At 35.3% G+C, this 21,131-nt stretch carries 17 protein-coding genes and 1 tRNA gene; 8 read left to right on the top strand and 10 right to left on the bottom strand.

What is annotated here, in order from left to right:
* Positions 1-267: 267 nt before the first annotated feature.
* Complete coding sequence (locus J7604_RS20830; protein WP_293900227.1) at positions 268-597, top strand: hypothetical protein; 330 nt, start codon at positions 268-270, stop codon at positions 595-597.
* A gap of 8 nt (positions 598-605) precedes the next feature.
* Positions 606-6,560, top strand: coding sequence for a gliding motility-associated C-terminal domain-containing protein (locus J7604_RS20825; RefSeq protein WP_293900224.1), 5,955 nt, complete (start codon positions 606-608; stop codon positions 6,558-6,560).
* Positions 6,561-6,599: 39 nt separating this feature from the next.
* Here J7604_RS20825 and J7604_RS20820 read toward each other — a convergent pair whose 3' ends face one another.
* A complete protein-coding gene (locus J7604_RS20820; RefSeq protein WP_293900221.1) occupies positions 6,600-7,613 on the bottom strand; it encodes an acyl-CoA reductase in 1,014 nt (337 codons plus the stop codon).
* 135 nt (positions 7,614-7,748) lie between these two features.
* Here J7604_RS20820 and J7604_RS20815 point away from each other — a divergent pair, with 135 nt between their 5' ends.
* Complete coding sequence (locus J7604_RS20815; protein ID WP_293900218.1) at positions 7,749-8,096, top strand: 4Fe-4S dicluster domain-containing protein; 348 nt, start codon at positions 7,749-7,751, stop codon at positions 8,094-8,096.
* A 101-nt stretch (positions 8,097-8,197) separates the two neighbouring features.
* Entirely contained in the window at positions 8,198-9,382 is a 1,185-nt protein-coding gene (pgk, locus tag J7604_RS20810) for a phosphoglycerate kinase (RefSeq protein ID WP_293900215.1), read from the top strand.
* Between the two features lie 135 nt (positions 9,383-9,517).
* Here pgk and J7604_RS20805 read toward each other — a convergent pair whose 3' ends face one another.
* From J7604_RS20805 to J7604_RS20785, 5 genes are all read right to left on the bottom strand, one after another.
* Positions 9,518-10,456: a D-2-hydroxyacid dehydrogenase gene (locus tag J7604_RS20805; RefSeq protein ID WP_293900212.1), complete on the bottom strand. Its 939-nt coding sequence runs from the start codon at positions 10,454-10,456 to the stop codon at positions 9,518-9,520.
* 21 nt (positions 10,457-10,477) lie between these two features.
* Positions 10,478-12,397 carry an ATP-dependent DNA helicase RecQ gene (locus tag J7604_RS20800; protein WP_293900209.1) on the bottom strand — a complete coding sequence of 640 codons (1,920 nt, stop codon included), beginning with the start codon at positions 12,395-12,397 and terminating at the stop codon, positions 10,478-10,480.
* 196 nt (positions 12,398-12,593) lie between these two features.
* Entirely contained in the window at positions 12,594-13,100 is a 507-nt protein-coding gene (locus J7604_RS20795) for an RNA polymerase sigma factor (protein WP_028982531.1), read from the bottom strand.
* A gap of 532 nt (positions 13,101-13,632) precedes the next feature.
* Entirely contained in the window at positions 13,633-14,139 is a 507-nt protein-coding gene (locus J7604_RS20790; RefSeq protein ID WP_293900203.1) for an RNA polymerase sigma factor, read from the bottom strand.
* Between the two features lie 257 nt (positions 14,140-14,396).
* Complete coding sequence (locus J7604_RS20785) at positions 14,397-15,047, bottom strand: ABC transporter ATP-binding protein (RefSeq protein WP_293900419.1); 651 nt, start codon at positions 15,045-15,047, stop codon at positions 14,397-14,399.
* Between the two features lie 179 nt (positions 15,048-15,226).
* On the opposite strand from J7604_RS20785, the gene sucC reads away from it, so the two are divergent.
* Together sucC and J7604_RS20775 are read left to right on the top strand one after the other, a co-directional pair.
* Entirely contained in the window at positions 15,227-16,420 is a 1,194-nt protein-coding gene (sucC, locus tag J7604_RS20780; RefSeq protein WP_293900200.1) for an ADP-forming succinate--CoA ligase subunit beta, read from the top strand.
* A gap of 58 nt (positions 16,421-16,478) precedes the next feature.
* Positions 16,479-16,552: transfer RNA gene (locus J7604_RS20775), tRNA-Arg, on the top strand.
* A 119-nt stretch (positions 16,553-16,671) separates the two neighbouring features.
* Here the strand turns inward: J7604_RS20775 and J7604_RS20770 are convergent.
* From J7604_RS20770 to J7604_RS20755, 4 genes are all read right to left on the bottom strand, one after another.
* Positions 16,672-16,989: a hypothetical protein gene (locus tag J7604_RS20770; RefSeq protein ID WP_293900197.1), complete on the bottom strand. Its 318-nt coding sequence runs from the start codon at positions 16,987-16,989 to the stop codon at positions 16,672-16,674.
* A gap of 183 nt (positions 16,990-17,172) precedes the next feature.
* Positions 17,173-17,928 (bottom strand): SDR family oxidoreductase, encoded by a 756-nt coding sequence (locus tag J7604_RS20765; protein ID WP_293900194.1) that lies wholly within the window; start codon positions 17,926-17,928, stop codon positions 17,173-17,175.
* 701 nt (positions 17,929-18,629) lie between these two features.
* On the bottom strand, positions 18,630-19,307 hold the full coding sequence (locus J7604_RS20760; RefSeq protein ID WP_293900191.1) for a TIGR02117 family protein: 678 nt from the start codon (positions 19,305-19,307) through the stop codon (positions 18,630-18,632).
* A 2-nt stretch (positions 19,308-19,309) separates the two neighbouring features.
* The gene (locus J7604_RS20755; RefSeq protein ID WP_293900188.1) at positions 19,310-20,035 is read right to left on the bottom strand and encodes a ceramidase domain-containing protein; all 726 of its coding nucleotides are present in this window, start codon (positions 20,033-20,035) and stop codon (positions 19,310-19,312) included.
* A gap of 259 nt (positions 20,036-20,294) precedes the next feature.
* Here J7604_RS20755 and J7604_RS20750 point away from each other — a divergent pair, with 259 nt between their 5' ends.
* Positions 20,295-20,669 (top strand): hypothetical protein, encoded by a 375-nt coding sequence (locus J7604_RS20750; RefSeq protein ID WP_293900185.1) that lies wholly within the window; start codon positions 20,295-20,297, stop codon positions 20,667-20,669.
* 112 nt (positions 20,670-20,781) lie between these two features.
* Positions 20,782-21,126 carry a hypothetical protein gene (locus J7604_RS20745; RefSeq protein WP_293900182.1) on the top strand — a complete coding sequence of 115 codons (345 nt, stop codon included), beginning with the start codon at positions 20,782-20,784 and terminating at the stop codon, positions 21,124-21,126.
* Positions 21,127-21,131: the final 5 nt, after the last annotated feature.

Raw genomic sequence — 21,131 nt, 5'->3', positions numbered from 1 at the left:
TTGAGACAAATTTACAAAAAGAATAATACCAAAAAACCCTTATATAAACATAGAGTAATTAATTATTGAAAAATCCATTAAATTTTAAATACCCTCTCTAACGAATTATTATCCAGTTTTATATTCCACCCGTAAAATTAAAAGTTACAAACAATCCCCCCAAAAGTGCTAAAAAAGCAAACCCTATATTAATCAGTAGCGTAAAAGAGAGAAATAAACACACTAAATCTTAGACATACTCTAAACATGTTACGCTTTTATTTTTACATGATTTTTACACTATCCAGTGCATTTGCCTGCTTTAATGAGGCTTGTGCTCAGGAAGTTTCTAAAGACCAAGCGGACTTATCCGTCTCTGTAAAAACAAAAGATGCATCTTCTAAAGATGCTAAGGATGGTTATATTCTGTTGAATATTACGGGAGGTGAAGCACCGTATACTATTGATATACACAGTCAGACATCAGCATACCAAAGAAAGGAAAGTACTGGAAAACTTGAGTTAAAAAAACTTCTCCCAGGATCTTTCATTTTCATAATAGTTGACAACTCAAAGAAAATGATACAGCAATCAGTTACAATTTCATCTGAAAATTGAGACGACCGATGGAGACATTTAAAAAAATAGCCTGCAGCTGTATTTTACTTTTTTTGCTTATATGGGCAAACACTCATACGTATGCTCAATGTGTTCTAAACTTATCTGGAATCACATATACAGTTACACAAAAAAATATCGATTGTTTTGGTTCCAGTACAGGACAAGTAGATGTCCAGATCAATGGAACGACTTTCTCTAATAATTATACATATATTTTATATGGAGGACTCGCTCCTTTGGGAACATCGATAGTGACAACTTCTAAAACGTGTTCTTTCACTAATCTTATTGCTGCAAATTACATACTCCTTATAAGTATTCCAGGAGAAGTTTTATGTTCTCAACCCATACTATTAACAACTCCTCTTGATATTACTTTAAGTGGAAACGTAACTCCACCCAAATGTTCAGGAGGAAGTGATGGTATTATTAATTTAAATGTAACAGGAGGTACCCCTCCTTATTCTTATTCATGGAGCAACCTTACTACAAACCAAAATCTTACCGGAATTGGAAGCGGAATATATTCTGTTAAAGTTACAGATGCTAATAACTGTGAAAAAACAGCTTCGTATACAGTAGGTTCACCAAATAATTTTGTACTATCAGGTTCTTCTACAAATACAACATGCAACGGAGGAAATAATGGAAGTATAAATCTTTCTGTCTCTGGGGCTACTCCACCATATAGCTTTCATTGGGACGATGATGTCTCTATAACGAGTTCAAATCGAACAAATTTAAAAGCCGGTATATATACGGTTCATATTAAAGACGCAAATAATTGTAACAAAGACACAACATTTAATATAATTGAACCGACACCATTGTCGGTTATAGCTGTTTTAAACAATATCAATTGTAATGGAGATGCTGACGGTTCTATTAGCTTATCAGTATCAGGAGGAACAGCTCCATATACTTTCAATTGGCCAGATAATGGATCAACAAGCCAGAACAGAACTAATCTTGCACCAGGAACCTACAATGTTAAGATCAAAGACAATAATAGTTGTGAGTTAGATACATTCTTTACTATAACACAACCAACTCCATTAGCTTTAACTGCTGTTGCTACAAATTCAACCTGCGGAATGCCTAATGGAAGCATAGATATTACTTCTGTAACTGGCGGTACAGCTCCTTATTTATATTCATGGGTTAGCGGTCCAGCCACTCAGGATCGTACTGGCCTGATCGCTGGTACCTATACTATAGAAATTACTGATGCCAATGGGTGTCAAATAGATTCCACCTTTACTATTAATTCTCCTGTAGCTATATCATTGATTGCAACCGTAATCAATGCAAGTTGCGGTTTAGCTAATGGTGCAATAAATATTAATGCAGTTTCCGGCGGTACAGCTCCTTATACATTTACATGGGGCGACGGAGTCACTACTCAAAACCGTACTGGATTAGGTACAGGAAATTACAGCCTTAAAATAAGAGATGTAAACGGATGTGAGAAAGATACCTCTTTTAATATTACCAACCCTGCAGCATACTCAGTTGTAGCTATTATAACAAATACTTCTTGTACCGTTAATAATGGCGCAATCACCCTTAATGTTTCAGGCGGTACAACTCCTTATACTTTCCTTTGGAATGATTTGATAACTTCTCAAAACCGCACTGGCTTGGCAGCAGGAACTTATTCAGTAAAAATTAAGGATGCAAGTGGTTGCGAAAAAGATACATTATTCACTATAATTAAGCCAATTCCTTTTTCTGTTACTGCTGTAGTTATCAATCCTATATGTTCGACAAATAGTGGATCCATTAACTTAAGTGTCAACGGAGGAACTACTCCTTATAGTTTCTTATGGCCAGATAATGGTTCAACTTCTCAGAATAGAACATCACTTGGAGGGGGAAGCTATCTGGTAAAAATAACTGATGGAAGTGGTTGTTCGAAAGATTCTACATTCAATATTACTCAGCCAGCTCCTATGGCAATGACTGCTACTGTTACTAATCCTAACTGTAACGGCGCGGCTACCGGATCTATTAATGTAACTTCTGTTTCCGGGGGAACGGCTCCTTTCTCTTATGCTTTGAATGGAACTGCTTCTACTCAGAATAACACAAACCTGGCTGCTGGAACTTACACGGTTACTGTGACTGATTCTAAAGGATGTAAAAAAGACTCTACTTTCACCCTTACTCAGCCAGCTCCTTTTGTAATAGACAGCAGTTCTACAAATGAAACCTGTGATGTCTTAGATAATGGAAAAATTAATATTAATTCAGTGTCAGGAGGAGTTGCTCCTTATGCTTTCAACTGGTCTAATGGTGCCGTTAGTCAAAATGTAACTAACCTTGCATCAGGTAATTATTCAGTAATTATTTCTGACGCAAATGGTTGTTCAGATACCATTGGTTTCACCATTAACGCTCCGATACCAATGACCATTGATACCAATGTAACCAAACCAACTTGTGTTGGAGGTAATGATGGGGCAATTCAAATCACTTCAGTTTCTGGAGGAACCGGTCCATACAGCTTCTTCTGGGACTCAGGAGAGACAACTAAGGATATAAATGGATTATACGCCAATACATATGGATTAACCATTATGGACAATTCTGCTTGTACTCAATCATTTACAATAATTGTAGATGACCCCGCTCCTATTTCAGCAGAATCAACAATAACAGATGAATCTTGCACCGGCAATGACGGAAGCATAAGCCTTATTATCAATGGAGGAACAGCACCTTATAGCTTTGAGTGGCTAGACAATGGCACAACTACTCAAGACCGAACAGGCCTTATGGCTGGACCTTATTCAGTAATTGTAACAGATAGCAAAGGATGTTCTGGAACCTTTAATTTTACAGTTAATCATTCAGTAACTATTTCCATAACACCAACAATAACTAATGTAAAATGCTATGGAGGGAGTGATGGAAAAATTGAATTGACAATATCAGGTGGAGTAGCACCTTATTCAAATTTTGAATGGTCAAATGGGGCAACGACACAAGAGCTAATTGATGTAAAGGCTGGAACTTACAAGGTAAAATTCAGTGATGACAAAGGATGTAATTATCAGTCACAGGACTTCATTGTAAATCAGCCAACACCTTTAGCCATTACTGCTAATATCAGCGAACCTGTTTGTAAAGGAAGTACAAATGGTACCATAACTATTACTTCCGTAACTGGAGGTACAGCTCCATATACTTATCTATGGCCAGAGAACGTAACAACTCAGGGAATCTCTAATCTTGGTAAAGGAACCTATAAACTAACGGTAACTGATGCAAACGGGTGTACTTTAGACTCCAATTTTGTAATCGAAGAACCAGATGGATTTACATATGACACTGTCAAAACAAACATTACTTGTAATGGTTCAAGCGATGGTAGTATTAATGTAAATGTTACTTCCGGAGGATCATCACCTTATAGTTATCTGTGGGATTCCGGAGAGACAGCAAACAATATTCAGAATTTAGGTAAAGGTGCTCATAGTGTAAAAATTACTGACGCCGGTGGATGTAGTGAAACTTTAAGCTTTACTATCAATGAACCAGCTCCACTTCATGCTAAGTCAATTGTGACTAATGTTCAGTGCTACAAAGGCAGTAATGGATCCATTGAAATGACTCCAACCGGAGGTACTCCGGCATACAGTTATTTATGGAGTACATTAGATACTGATGCTAAGTTGAGTAATCTAACACCTGGAACTTATGATGTAAAAATCACTGACCAGAATTCATGTCGCAAAGATACTACCTTTATTATTACTCAACCTGACACCCTGATTGTTGATCATGCAAGTGCTGTAAAAGACGTTTCATGTAATGGAAAATCAGACGGACAGATAGAATTACATCTGAATATTTCAGGTGGAACAGGACCATATTCAAATTACGAATGGACGCCAAGCACATTGACTGGACCAAACAACTATGATCTACCAGCAGGTATTTATTTTGTAACCTTTAAAGATGCTAAAAACTGTACCTATAAGGATATGTTCGAAATAAACGAGCCTCTTCCGATGCAGCTTACTCCTGTTGTGAATCCAAATCCTATCTGTAAATCTAAAACAGTTACGATTACAATTCCGGAAGTTTATATTGGTTATTCGTTTGATGGAGGAAAAACCTTCCAAAAATCCAATATGTTTTCAAGACCAATCTATTCTGATACATTAATCAAGATTGTTGTGAAGGATAATATATGCGAAAGTAAAGTTGACTCAGTAAAAATATCCATAGAAAAACTTATTATTGACAACTTATCCAAAGATGTATCTTGCTTTGGTAAATCTGATGGTATTATTTCTCTTGCTAATTTTAAAGGAGGATCCGGACAATATTTGTTTGCTCTTGATGGAGGTATCTATCAGCAAAGTTCTACTTTTACCGGATTGAAAAAAGGTATTTATGCAGTTTCAATCTATGATGTTACAGGTTGTCCATACGACGACTACCCTGTAGAAATTAAAGAGCCTCAGAAACTTGTTCTGGGCATTGATACCATCATGACGATCAAGCCTTGTGCAAATTCAAATAATGGAGAAATACATTTGGAAGTTGCAGGAGGAAATGGAGGCTTTAAATATTCTATAAACAATGGTACTTACGGCACTGCTCCTGTTTTCACAAACCTTTCTCAAAATGATTATTTTGTAAAAGTAATCGACAAGAATGGTTGTGCGGATTCTTTATCAGCCAAAGTTACAGCTCCAGATACTATTAATATTTCGAAAATAGTGGAAGAAATTACCGGGGTTAAGTGTTTTGGTGATGAGAATGGTTCTATCAAACTATCAAACATAACCGGAGGTCTTCAACCATATATTTTCACATTAAATGGTACAAAGAACAATACTGGTGAATTTGATAACCTGTCAGGAGGAAAATCTACACTTGTGATCTCTAATAAAGATGATCAATGTCCGGTATCTTATCCGTTTGAAATTCCAGAGCCGGAGCAGATTAGGATTATCATGAGTGATGTAAAACAAATTACCTGTTCAAATGAAGGTAGCGTGACTATAAACGGGGTTGGCGGTAGTACACCATATTTGTATGCTATAGACACTAATACATATGAAACCAAAAATGTATTCAGCAATCTTTTTGTAAATACATACCGCTTTAAAATTAAAGACGCCAATAATTGTGTTGCCTATGCTGATACAACCTTAATTCGTATCGGACCAATGCCATATATAAGAACCAAAGATGTACCTTGTTTCAATGAAAAGAAAGGAGAGATCTACATTGATTCGCTACAACGACCTGGACAACCATATATTACTTATTATCTATACAATATTGATACGACTACGAAAAATGTTATCCCTGATTTAGGTGCAGGTATTTATTCAATGGGTATTAAGAATGGGGATTGCGATGTACCATTCCCTATCGGTGGCTATTACCTATTCAATGGAACTGATTATGATACTATCTACAATTCTAATATTATCATCAATGAGCCAGAGCCTATCACTGCTGAAACATTTGTGATCAAGAGTTCAAGAGAAATCAACTCAGGCACTATATATGTTTATGACATACAGGGAGGTACACCATTCTATTTAATTAGTAATGATGACCTTGTATATTCAACCTATGTATTAGCAGATTCAACATTGAACAGCTATAGTAACCTTGCTCCTGGAGAATATAAAATTTATATCAAGGACGGAAACGGCTGTAAACTAGAAAAAGAAGTAGTAGTTGGATCCGGATTCTTTATTCCAAATATGTTTACACCGAATGGAGATGGTAAAAACGATAGATTCGAAATCATGTCAATACCATACGGATCTAAATTCTATGTTCATAACAGATGGGGTAGCAGGGTCTTTGCAAGTGACAACTATGATAACAGTTGGGATGGAGAAGATCAACCGGATGGAGTTTATTTCTACGACCTGCTTTTACCAAATGGCAAAGCATATAAAGGTTGGATTGAAATTATCAGATAATAAAAAAGCCCCCCGACCTTGGTCGGGGGGCTTTTTTATTTATAACTCCATCAAAAATTTCATGGTATCAATATTATCAGCGTAATCCCATGGTGCAGGACATTGAGCACTTCCGAAGGCAACCGAATCCGAGTACCAGCCATTAGCTGACAATACAACCTGAATTTTTTCCTGATTAGATGATAATTTAGACTGTAAGGCCGCAAGATCTTCGTACTCCTCAAAATATACAACCGATATAGGCGATACAATTTGCTCATCCCTTTTTAACATCAGGAAGCCATTGTCCAAATGATCTACCTTGTTTAACAGGAAAATTGATTTCTGATAATCATAATTATTGGCATATTTATGAAAATTTAGTATCCCCTCGAACTTGTTCATATTTCTGTAGAAAGTATCAAAATTATATCCCTTAGGAACAAACAGTTTTGATACATTTCTGCACCCCAATCCGAAATAAGTGAAGATATCTTCTGATAAAAGTTTTAACTCACCCTCTCCTTCTTCCCCATTTAAGATTGCCACCGAAGATCTGTTTCTCCTAACGATATGAGGTACTTTGGAAAAATATGCTTTAAAATATTTGGCAGAATTATCACTTCCTGAAGCAATATATGCATCCATATTTTTAAGCATATCCTGAAAAGAAATTTTATCTGCAAATGCAGGTTCAATTTCTATTAATAATGCGGCAATTTTCCGAAGGAGAACATTATCCGTAGCTGCTAATTTCCCATAAAAATGATGTCCGGTTAAAAGGACACATAAAAAATCATGAAAACCGGCAGCAGGAATATTTCCTGCCATCACGACCCCTACATTTTTGGATTTGTAGGCAGATGAATATCCCTCAATCCATTGCCTGAGTTTTTTTTCATCCAATAAAGCTATGATTCCATTTAATGCATGCTTAACATTAGCATTCGTAAACCAACTATTGTTATTTTCTGCCTGCCTGGCCCATGTATCTAACTCATTATCAGATAAATTATTTAAATATTTTCCCAATGCCACAAAAGCATCTGCCCTTTTGGAAAGTCCCGTCTCCATTAAAATTGAATTGTAGAAATGTAGTATTTCTGCAAAATTAGGATTTATATTGATTGAGAATCAAATTGTGCTTAATTTTGTTGCTTAAAACACTTTTTAAACCATTTAAATTATTTAATAAAGAAGGAGTACGTCATGGCTATAATGATTACCGATGAGTGTATAAACTGTGGAGCTTGTGAGCCGGAATGCCCTAATACAGCAATTTATGAGGGCGGTGTACAGTGGAATTACTCAGGAGGCACTAAATTAAGTGAGATTGAACTTGAAGATGGGTCTTCGATGGACGCAAAAAGCCCTCAAGAACCTGTTTCTGATGAGTTTTACTATATTGTTGCAAACAAATGTACCGAGTGTATGGGATTTCATGAAGAACCTCAATGCGCAGCGGTTTGTCCTGTAGATTGTTGCGTTCCTGATCCAGATAATGTGGAGGAGGAAGAGACTCTACTAGCTAAAAAAGCATGGCTTCATGCAGAATAATTGAAATTTAATTTCTAATATTAAAAAAAGGTGATAATTCAATATCACCTTTTTTATTTTACCAAGATTTCTTTAATATTGGCCTCCTTAAAATTTGCGATATGAAAACTGTAGACACCTTTAATTTTTCAGGTAAAAAAGCCTTGGTTAGGGTTGATTTCAATGTGCCCTTAAACGATAAATACGAAATTACTGACGACACCCGTCTTAAAGCTGTAATTCCGACAGTAAACAAAATTCTTAAAGACGGAGGAAGTGTTATCCTTATGTCTCACCTAGGAAGGCCAAAAGGTGGATATGAAGAAAAATACTCTTTGAAACATCTTCTGGCTTACCTTAATAAAACCTTTAACATTACAGTTAAATTTGCAACAGACTGTATTGGTGATGATGCTGAAAAACTTGCTGCAAATTTAAAGGCCGGTGAAATCCTTTTACTTGAAAACCTAAGATTCTATAAAGAAGAAGAAAAAGGAGACGAAGCATTTGCTCAAAAACTTTCCAAACTTGGAAATGTGTATGTAAATGATGCTTTCGGAACTGCTCATAGAGCCCATGCTTCTACTGCGATTATCGCTAAATTCTTCAATGACAGAGTTTGCGGATATGTAATGCAGGCAGAACTTGACAATGCAAACAAAATCCTAGAGAAAGCGGATAAGCCTTTTACTGCAATCATGGGTGGTGCAAAAATTTCTGATAAAATCCTTATTATCGAAAGACTTCTTGACAAAGTGGACAATCTTATCATCGGTGGTGGAATGTCATATACTTTCGCAAAAGCTCTTGGTGGAAATATCGGAACCTCTCTACTTGAAGCTGACAAAGTTGAATTAGCAAAATCTCTGATTGAGAAAGCAAAAAACAAAGGAGTAAATCTAATCCTTCCAATTGATACTGTAGTTGCTGATAAATTTGACAACAATGCTGCTACCCAAATAGCCCCTAACAGAAACATTCCTGATGGCTGGATGGGACTTGATATCGGACCTGAATCTCAAAGAAGCTTCTCTGAGGTAATCGACAAATCTAAAACTTTACTTTGGAATGGCCCTATGGGAGTTTTCGAAATGCCAAGTTTCGAAAAAGGAACTGTAGCTGTTGCTAAAGCAGTTGTGAATGCTACTAAAAAAGGTGGATTCTCTCTTATCGGAGGTGGTGATTCAGCTGCTGCAATCAACAACCTTGGTTTCGGAGATGATGTATCTTATGTTTCTACTGGTGGTGGTGCACTTCTTGAATACATGGAAGGAAAAGTTCTTCCAGGTGTTGCAGCTCTTCAATAAGCCCTTATTAAACATAATCAATAAAAAAAGAGACTGAAAAATCAGTCTCTTTTTTTTATATTGTCCTTTAATGTTTTTCTTGTTAAAACCATGATCTGAAAAGAACAGTTACCATGCAATGAATCACTTTTAATTTCAGCATTTAGCTTTCCACTCATTAATATTACTAATAATCCCCTCTACCAATCTACCTCTTGCTTCAATACTTGCCCAAGCAATATGAGGAGTTACAACAAGACCCTCTTTGTTTTTAATTTTCAGAATAGGACTGGAAGCAACCATTGGTTCTTTCTCAAAAACATCTATACCAGCACCTGCGATCCTATTATCATTCAAGGCTTCAATAAGTGCATTTTCATTAACTATTCCTCCCCTACCAACATTTATCAGGATTGCATTTTCTTTCATCAGTTTAAATTCTTTCTCACCAATCAGCCCACGAGTCTTCTCATTCAAAGGAGAATGAATAGATATTACATCACTCTGTTTTAATAATTCCTCCAAATCAACTCTTTTAAAATCGGGATCATCATGCACTCCCGAGGTAGAATAGTAAATTACTTTTGACCCAAAAGCCGTTGCTATAGCTGCAACCCTTTTTCCAATAGCGCCTAGTCCGATAATTCCAAAAACTTTTCCCTTAATCTCCCAGTATGGACGGGCCAGAGAAGTGAAAATTGCGCTTTTACAATATCCCCCACTGAGGACATAATTATTATAATGTTCAAGTTTATCTACCAGGTGAAGTAGCAATGAGAATGTATGCTGCGCAACACTGTCAGTTGAATACCCTTTGACATTTTTTACCGGAATCCCCTTTTCAGATGCAAAAGCAATATCTATATTATCTGTACCTGTTGCTGCTACACAAATCAGTTTTAAATCAGGCAGCTGGGACAAAATTTCTTTAGACAAAACCACTTTATTCGTAATAGCTACATCAGCACCAGATAAGCGATTGATGACTTCATCCTGTTTGGTAAATCCGTATTTTACAAAATCCCCAAGCTTTTTCAAATCGTCAATTGCTGACACCTCTCCAAGAGTATCCGCATCCAGAAGTACTATTTTCATATTTTCGAAATAACTTTTAAATTATATATCTTTTGCCAGAGAGAGCCTGCCATCTTCAAGATAAATCACCCAACCCGAATCAATGAGGCGTCTCATAACTTTAAGCACCTCCTCTTTCTCGGTAGAACTAAATGAAAACACGAGATCTTCAGGGAATAAAGAATCTACCTTTAACTTTTCTATAATTTTCCCTGAAAGTTCGACTTCAAGATGATCTTTGGCGTCTTCTTTTTTTTCTTTCAGACATACATCGCACAAACCACACTTTTCACCATTTTCTTCCCCAAAATATTCCAGCAGCATTAAACTCCTACATTTATTTGAATTCGTAGCATACCCCACCATTGCATCTACCTTTGCCTTATAAAGTTCCTTTCGTTTAGCAAGATCTTTATAATCTAAAGGTAATACTGAGGCATCCATTCTTGGCATTACAAATTCTATCTGAGGTTTATCTTTTTGCTTTTCATAAACTAACAAACCCTTTTGATCCAAAAAGCTAAGTTTTCTTGTTACATCGGTTTGAGATTTTTGAATGTAATTAGCAATTTCTGTTTCCCTGATATTTACATAATTAGAAAATACCTCTCCTCCATAAATTCTTAAAATAGACTTGATAAAAACATCATCTTCAGGATTACGCAGCTGATATTCGTAAAGTCTTGTTTTATCAGTAGAAATAAAAACTTTGGAAGGGTTATAATAAGCTTCATTCATCTGAATCATACCTTCCTGCTCCAGCCTTTTCAAGGCATAATAGGTTTGAATTTTAGGCAATTTATAAGTCTTAATAAACGCCTCGATATCAAAATCAAAACTTATAAATTGAGATGAGCCTACTGCAAGTTTATAGAAGTTAGCCAAAGCCTGATAAACCCTTTTAATAATTTCTGCGCTTGGAAAATTACTTTCAACCTTTGCTTCAAGCTCTTCAACATCTTTATCATTGAACAAAAGAACCGCATAACATCTTTTGCCATCCCTTCCTGCCCTTCCAGCCTCCTGGTAATAATTTTCCGGATTTTCAGGAAAGTCATAGTGAACGACTGTCCTTACATCTGGTTTATCGATTCCCATACCAAAGGCATTGGTAGCGACCATAACTCTTACTTTATTATTGATCCACAAGTCCTGATTCTTTGATCTTGTAGAATAGTCCAGGCCGGCATGGTAAAAAGATGCGGAGATTTTATTCCTATTTAGAAACACAGCCAAGGCTTCTGTTTTCTTTCTGTTTCGAACATAGATTATAGCAGTTCCCGGTACATTTTTCAGAATCTGCAAAATCTTTCTTTCCTTATTTTCTTCCTTAAAGCAAGAGAAAGAAAGATTATCTCTTTTAAAAGACCTTGAGATTACGTTCGGCTTTTTAAACTCCAGCTTATCCTGAATATCCTGAGTTACTCCAGGAGTTGAGGTAGCTGTTAATGCCATTATTGGAACTGAATCACCGATGACGTGTCTAAATGTAGCAATTTCGAGATAGGAAGGTCGAAAGTCATATCCCCATTGAGAGATGCAATGCGCCTCGTCCACAGCAAGGAGGTTTACTTTCATTTTCTTCACCCTTTGGATGAGCATTTCTGATGACAACCTTTCAGGAGCAAGGTATAAAAATTTTACCTGATCATATACACACCTATCCAGTATAACATCTATTTCATTAAAAGACAATCCGGAGTGAATTGAAAATGCAGCTATCCCTTTTTCCCTGAGTCTTTCCACTTGATCTTTCATTAAAGCAATCAGAGGGGAAACAACTATGCAAAGGCCATCCATAGCAAGTCCTGGCACCTGAAAACAGAGTGATTTCCCACCTCCTGTAGGAAGCAAGGCTAGAGTATCCTTTCCGTTCAAAACACAGGAAATAATTTCTTCCTGAAGAGGTCTGAATTGAGAGTAACCGAAATACTGGAGTAATATTTTATGTATATCCTGCAAGAATACAATAGCAATAAATGAATGAAAGTATCTTGAAGGATAAAAGTAATTTATAAGAGGAATATAAAAAAATAAAAACCCAAAGCAGTTCCTTTTCTCATGCTGCAATCGTTTTTCGAAACGATTAGATTTCTAGGAATCAGAACAGGACTGAATAAAAACTGCTCCGGGTTTTTAAAATGTGATTATTTGCGTGTTAGTATTGGTATTCTTTTAAAGATTCCATTAAGTTTTTTCTAGCGACGTGGATCCTGTTTTTTACTGTTCCCATTGGGATGTTTAGGTGGTCGGCTATTTCGTTGTATTTAAAGCCTTCATAATGCATCATAAATGGGATTCTGAAGGTTTTATCCAGCTTGTTTATTGCTTTGTAGATTTCTTTAGATGCAATATTGCTAGCACCCTGGTTGAATGAAATTGTACTTGAAACATTAAAATTATAACCCTCGTCGATTGGATCAACCAATGTGTTTCTTTTATCAATTTTATGGTAGTTGCTGATAAAAGTATTTTTCATGATAATATATAACCAAGCCTTAATATTAGTACCAGACTTAAATTTTGTTCTGTTTCTTAAAGCTTTAAGAATAGTATCCTGAATCAGATCATTTGCATCATTGTGATTGTGCGTAAATTTTAACGCAGGTATTTTCAATGATTTTGATGCCGTATATACTAATTCATTGAATTCAACAGCTGTCATAAGTTCTTTTGGTTAAGGTTATTAATGTCTTTTGTAAGGTTATTTTCTTTTTGACCTGATTGTCACCGATTTCGTTCGGATTAAATATTATATCTTCTTTTGAAGAGTGCTTCTTTAATTTGAAGAGGACTTAGAGAGGCTACTTTTTTTTCTGTTTCTTCAGCTTTAATTATGTCTTTTTCCTGTTTGATATTTTTTCTCGTCGCTAGCATTTTCCTGTTGTGATTAATATGTAACAAATGTACACTTTTTTACACTTTTTAAAAATTATACAAGCACTTTTATCAGTTTTCAAACACCATATTTCTCCCCATGTTATCAACATCACTATGTTAATTTACTGTATATCAATAAAAGAGTTTATAAAAATGAATACTTTTTGATATTTTATTACAGAATATTAAATAAAATAAACCAATGTAATCAATAAGTCATTTTAATCAATATTAGAAATGTAATATTTAAACTTCAATTAAACAAAAAATGCCAGACTAGTCAGCCTGGCATTCTGCAACACTTAGATTAACTAAGTTCAAATTTTATAATCTTTAAGTGCACTCATCAAAGTTTTCCTTGCAACGTGAATTCTATTTTTCACTGTACCCATAGGAATTTTCAACTTCTGAGCAATTTCTTCATACTTAAATCCCGAAAAATGCATCATAAAAGGCTCACGGAAAACTTTATCCAGTGAATTAATCGCCTTATTTATCTCTTCCATTGCAACATTAGCAGTACCATCATTATACGTAATAGTACTAGGCACATTAAGAGTATAATCATCATCAATCGGATCCACAAGGCTATTTCTTTTGTCTATCTTATGATAATTACTTATAAAAGTATTCTTCATAATTATATAAAGCCACGCCTTTATGTTAGTACCTTTCTTAAACTTGGTCTTATTTTTTAACGCCTTTAAAATGGTATCCTGAATAAGATCATTTGCGTCAGCCTGATTGTGAGTAAACTTTAAAGCAGGGTATTTTAAAGATTTGGAGGCTGTATAAACTAGGTTATTAAATTCAATAGTATTCATCGCAGTAGTTATTAAATCAAATAATTCACTTTAAATATTTTCAAAACTCCAATTATATTACACTCATTCCTACACACTAAACAGATGTAATAAATTTTTGTTATTTAAAGTAAAATAAAAATAATAAACAACTAAAAATCAAAGAACTAACCCAAAAACAGCAAAACAAAAAACAAAAAATAAAAAGTAATTAAACCAGTATAATCTTCAAAAAATATATCAAAACAATTGATAAACCAATAAAAAATCACACCAACCTATACAATCCTCCCGTCTCTCATTTCCAATTTTCTATCCGCACTTTGCGCAAGAGACTGATTGTGTGTCACTATTACAAAAGTAAGATTGAATTCATTTCTGAGTTCAAAAAATAACTTATGAAGCTCTTCTGCATTATTGGAATCCAGATTTCCACTAGGCTCATCTGCAAATACTATTGAAGGGGAATTAATAAGTGCCCTGGCCACGCTTGTTCTTTGCTGCTCCCCTCCCGATAACTCTGAAGGTTTATGATTTAGACGTTGAGACAATCCAAGTCGATCTAGTAATTCTTTTGCCTTCTGTTCCACTTGTTTTTTATCTCTTTTTCCTATATACCCAGGAAGACATACATTTTCAAAACAAGAAAATTCGGGAAGCAGATTATGAAATTGAAAAACAAAACCGATATGATTATTTCGGAATAACGCAAGTTCCTTTTCCCCGATCTGATTAAGATTCGTTCCGTTAATAAATAACTCCCCCTTATCTTGCTTATCAAGTGTCCCTAAGATATGCAATAGTGTAGTTTTACCAGCTCCAGAGGCCCCGACAACAGAGACAATCTCCCCCTGTTTAATCTGTAGATCGATACCCTTTAAAACTTCAAGGTTTGGATAACCTTTATAAATATTTCTTGCTTCCAGCATCATAAATCAACTCATTCTGACTTTGTAAAAACAAATTTAAATCTAAAAGGATTAAAAATCCTTCTTTTCTTGAAATTAAAAGCCAAAAATGATAGATTCGTGCCGTTCTTCCGATAGATGGGAATACCCTGAAAGAAAAGAACATCTGTGGTGTTAAACTTTTAACTATTTATTTACTCATGAATATACATGAATATCAAGGTAAAGAGATCCTGAAAAAATACGGTGTTCGTATACAGGAAGGAATTGTTGCAGAAACAGCTGAAGCAGCAGTAGAAGCCGCTAAAAAACTAAACCAGCAAACAGGTACCGAATGGTATGTTGTAAAGGCTCAAATTCATGCAGGTGGAAGAGGAAAAGGCGGGGGAGTTAAATTAGCTAAAAACCTTGATGAAGTTAAAGATCTTGCAGGTAAGATCATCGGTATGAACCTTGTAACTAAACAAACAGGTCCTGAAGGAAAGCATGTTCACAAGGTTCTGATTTCTCAGGACGTTTATTATCCAGGAGAAAGCAAGCCAAAAGAATACTATATGTCCATTCTATTGGACAGAAATACAAGCAAAAACCTTATCATTGCCAGCACTGAAGGTGGTATGGAAATCGAAGAGGTTGCGGAGCATACTCCTGAGAAAATCATTAAAGAGTGGGTTGATCCACGTGTAGGTCTTCAAGGATTTCAGGCAAGAAAGATTGCTTTTAAACTAGGTGTTGAAGGTGAAGCTTTCAAAGAAATGGTAAACTTCATTCAGGCTTTATATAAAGCTTATGAGGAAACTGATTCTGCAATGTTTGAAATCAATCCTGTATTAAAGACTTCAGATAACAAAATCCTTGCTGTTGACGCAAAAGTAAATCTTGACGATAACGCGCTATACAGACATAAAGACCTTGCTGCTCTAAGAGATCTTAACGAAGAAGATCCTTTGGAAGTAGAAGCTTCAAACTCTGGCCTTAACTATGTAAAACTTGACGGAAACGTTGGTTGTATGGTAAACGGTGCAGGTCTTGCAATGGCTACTATGGATATTATCAAACTTTCTGGCGGTGAGCCTGCTAACTTCCTTGATGTTGGTGGTGGAGCAAACGCTCAGACGGTAGAAGCTGGTTTCAGAATCATCCTGAAAGATCCAAATGTAAAAGCAATCCTTATTAATATCTTTGGTGGTATCGTAAGATGCGACAGAGTTGCTAACGGAGTTGTAGAAGCTTACAAAAAAATCGGTGACATCAAAGTTCCAATCATCGTAAGACTTCAGGGAACAAATGCAGAAGAAGGTGCTAAAATCATTGAGCAATCAGGACTTAAAGTATTCTCTGCTATCTTGTTGAAAGATGCAGCTGCTAAAGTAAAAGAAGTACTTTCTAAATAATTACAAAAGCATAAATGAGGAGTGGGTTCAATTGAATCCCTCCTCATTACTTTTATAAGCACCCGTAGTTCAATTGGATAGAATGTCAGATTCCGGTTCTGATGGTTGGGAGTTCGAACCTCTCCGGGTGCACTAATTAAAGAGTCAACAAACTAACAATCAGTAAATTAACTCCGTTTTTAAAATATCTTTCGAGTCAAAGACTGAGATAGTCTTAAATTAAATTCGAATCCCCTTCTTAAGAAACCTTATTACCCCTTCCAATCAAAGCTATCAAAAGGCAATGTGATGAAGTCAATGTGACTAAATGATACATTTAATGTTAGTCGTTCCTGATCTATAGCCCTTTTAGTTTCTTTGTAAGCTTTGAAATTCTTTTCTGGGAGAAATCGAAGCGAACTCATTTTAAAGTTCATCTGCTTCACAAAACGTCCAGAAAGAAAGTATTTTTTTCGAATACGATCAAGCTTGACATATCCTTGATATTCTTCTTTTCCAACTCCATCTTTCAGGAGAATAAAAACTTGATCATAGTTTAAGACGCTATAAGGATCTTTCGACTCTTCCATTTCCTATAAAGGTAAAAATGCCTGATGCAGTTCATTTGCGTTACTATGAAAGTTAAATATCGGAATAGCATAAGCAGTCTCGTCATATACATATTGACAAAATTCAGCTTCTACGATTCTCTCAGGAGAAAAGAATGATTAAAAAGACTGCTCCAATTGTCTCCAATAGGCGATTCAGTCATTTTATACGTGTTGCAATTGTGTGCTCAACCATTTCTCGAAGCTGATTGCTCCTAATTCGGCCTTTCCCGCTGGCACAAGTGCAGTATGATTGACCTCTCCGCCAAAATACTCTGGCCTCCCATTAGATATTACTTTACGTGAATCTTTGATGTATTGCAGATAACGCTCTGCGACTTTATACATGTCAAAACGATCAGGACCTGCAATTTCTATCTTACCATTAACAGGTTCAGCAAGGGCATATTTAACTACAAATGCAGCTACATCATCTGCGGCTATAGGCTGGAATTTCACATCAGAGAGATGGACTTCATTTCCTTGTGTGGCCTGATTGGCGATACCTCCTACAAACTCAAAAAATTGTGTACTCCGGATAATAGTATAAGGCATTCCAGATTGCCTGATCAAATCTTCCTGTACCATTTTTGCGCGCATATAACCAATATTCTGCATAGTGTCGACACCCACTATAGAGAGTGCCACATGTTTTTTTACACCAGCATTGATTTCCGCACGCAATAAATTCCGGCCTGAAGTCTGGAAAAATTCCAATACGGCATTGTCTTCAAAAGATGGAGAATTGGCAAGATCAATAACAATGTCAGTATCTTTCATTGCTTCAGCCAAACCTTCTCCTGTGATCGTATTAATTCCGGTAGAAGGAGAAGCTGCAATAACCTGGTGTCCCTTCTGTTGTAGTTGGGCTACTACCTTTGTTCCGATAAGGCCAGAACCGCCAATCACTAAGATTTTCATAATACTTTCTTTTTTAATAACTTGTAAATGTGTGACCTTAAATAGACCAAATAATGGCTATTGGTACAATCATTTTGAAAAGTAATATGTTTTAAAAATTTACTAGTATTTATCTTGATTTCTGTAAGCACCTCCTGCCTCAGCAGGCTGTCAAACAGAACCCAGGTTTCCAGATGAAATGAAGTAAGGAAAAGAATCTGTATACATTTAATGCCCTTCTAAAAAAAATGAAGGACCTTTCGTTTATCGAAATTCAGCTAACCTTATTTTATTCAAGATTAAAATCTAAATTTTCCTTGCAGCATGAATTATAAATCATTTCTAACTGATTGTTCGTAGCTTTTCATTCTTATTATATACAAAAGAATTTGAATTAAAAACAACTCCCTAAAAAGATCGGTTCTATTGTTATCAGTCTTTTATATTATTTTATTTGCGGGATTTAAATTAGCTACAGTTTAATTATATCAAAAAAAAAGATGTCCCTACTCAGAAGGCAAATAATGATTTAAAATCTAGCAATCCTAGCATAGCTGATTTATTTGATTAAAAAGGAATATCTCCATACGAGACTATAAACTGAGAACTTTTTCATTTTATTAAAATAGTCTTCATTTTAAAATATACATTTCTCTCCCTTCCTCAAACCTACCTAAACATCTTCACTCTCAACTTACAGATAAAATCCACTTTTAACTATTTCAATCCCTATGATACATTACTGACCACTCAAAAGGCGCCCAAACTGCTGTATTCACTCCAGCTTCCTTGAGTCCTTTATTCGTCCAGGTATTACATGTTTTTAATAAGCTGTATACACCTTTCCCTTCATAAAATTCATTATCCAGTCCAGAATACTGACAGCAATTAATCACTTCAAACCTGCCATCTGAATTCAACCTGAATGAATCCGTGATATAATTTACAAGCATACGATATTGATCGGAAGAAATATAAATTGATCTGGTATCCTCATCAGGAATGGGCTTCCAAGGATAATAAGTAACATGCATTGCCGAAGTACTTAGCCAGAATGCCGCCTTTAATACTGTGGAAACTTTTAAATCAGCCCAGGTAGGTGTATGAAGATAAAAACCTTTATCGCCCCATCCAAAGGCAACATATTTGATTTGATTCTCATTGTATTTGTGTAAACCGGTCAACTCCTGTCTCCAGTCCTTTACAGTGTCCTTTACAGGCACTACAATATCGGTATGGACTCCATTGGATCTTATAAAAATCTGAACACCATCTTTTGCCTCTGTAAAGGAATTATTTACAGGGATAATTGTAAATACAAAAGCTGTAACTAAATACAATAACAAAAAAACGAATACGTATTTGAATGATTTATACAGAATTGAAACAACTCTTTTCATAATTAAGAAATCTTTCTCAATGATTTATTTTCGATATAGAATAAAACAAAAAGGTGTATCGCTGCACATGCTGCCATCAAATGCTTGATCGTGTGACCACTTATCACTTCAGTCATTGATAAGAATTCCTGGTCTGTTGCTTCAAATATTTTTGCGGCAATATACCAGAATATAACCCCAAACATTTGTCGGTCATTTCGATTCCAGAGCAATATAATAATTATAGCGACAACAGGGTAAAACTGAACCAGGGCATACAATCTCAAATCTCCATTACCATTAAGCTCTCCGATATACCAATATACGATACTGGCAACTCCTGTCAGCAACAATGCAATCAATATATTATCATGATTACGAAAAGAAAAGTTCCTAAAAAGAATAAAAGAAAAAAAAGACATAAATGTGATTGCCATTGGAAGCCTGTCCCAGACAAGACTAGATGTCGATGGATCATAGTGATAGTAAGCCGACCCAAGCCCCGTAAAAAATATACCTATAAAAAAACATAGTCTTGCAGATTTATATAAAAAATCATTTTTCAGAATAAAAATTATTCCTGCGGCTCCTACAATAAAAAAGGGAAAGTTTGACACTACATTGTAAAAATTATTGATACCATAAAAAGTATAATGATCTGCAAAACTATGATAAGAAGCGGATTGAGGAATAGGCCCATGAAGGATTAAAAATATTGAAGATGAGATAACTAAAAATATCAGTAGCACTTTTAGGTGCTTAGTTTTTCTATTTTCTAAGGATAGTAGATCCATATCATTAAAATTTATATTCAAAGGTAGATTCACTGTTGGCATTCAGAAAGGCATTCCTCTCAAATGACGGATCTTAACTTTATATTAAAATTAAACCTATCTATCTAATAATCTTATTATTACCAATAAATAGACGGACTAATAATCAATTTAAAATTCTAATTGGGCGGACAATAATAAGTTTCTTATCTTTAAAAGATTTTTAATAAAAAATATGGAAATAATATTTGAGGATCAGCACATACAGCTTTGGTTTGAAGACGAAATTCTACATGCACACTACAAAAGTGATGCAATCATCACACTAAGCGTTGCAAAAGAAATTTTAAAAAACAGATTGGAACTACAAAAGGGAAAAACTTTTCCTGCAATAGTTTCTTTGTCACATGAGTTAAAAGTTTTTAAACCTCAAGCCTGGAGATTTTTTTCTGAAGTTGGTTATGAAGGACTATCGAAAATTGCAATAGTGACTAATTCCGACATGAAGCGTTCTTTAGCAAATATGTATTTCGTATTAAATCCTCCGGCAAAGCCAACCCGCTTATTCACCAATAACCACAATGCAAAACAGTGGATTTTAAATGGTTAATTTTGCATACAAAATTCAATTGTAAATCAAAAAATTATAGTTATTAACATCTTCAACTTCCCTTAGGAGAGACCGTATAAACCCGCAGGTCCAACTTAAAATTCTTAACGCTATGGCTAAAGGAAAATTGATTAAAACAATTGATTTGAATTCAAAAACCAACATGATCGAGTGGAATTTTGAAGAAAACCTGACAGGCAAACTTATCATTGAAAGTGAAACTTATCAGGAAGAGCTTTTACCGTCTACGATTAAAATCATCCTGACACCGGATGGAGAAATCAGAGGCGGGTATATTACCACTCCGAAGAAACAAGCTATTGGGAATGAAAAGATGGGATTTTTCAGGCAGAATATTTCAGCCAAAAATCTTACCTTTTTAAGCGTTAAAGTGGACGATAAAAGGATTAACTACAACATTAAGATAAATTTATATCAAGCAGGTAATTTTGATTAAAGCCT

It is taken from the genome of Sporocytophaga sp., from assembly GCF_017745095.1.
Lineage (GTDB): Bacteria > Bacteroidota > Bacteroidia > Cytophagales > Cytophagaceae > Sporocytophaga.
This window is presented reverse-complemented; position numbering and strand designations above follow the sequence as displayed.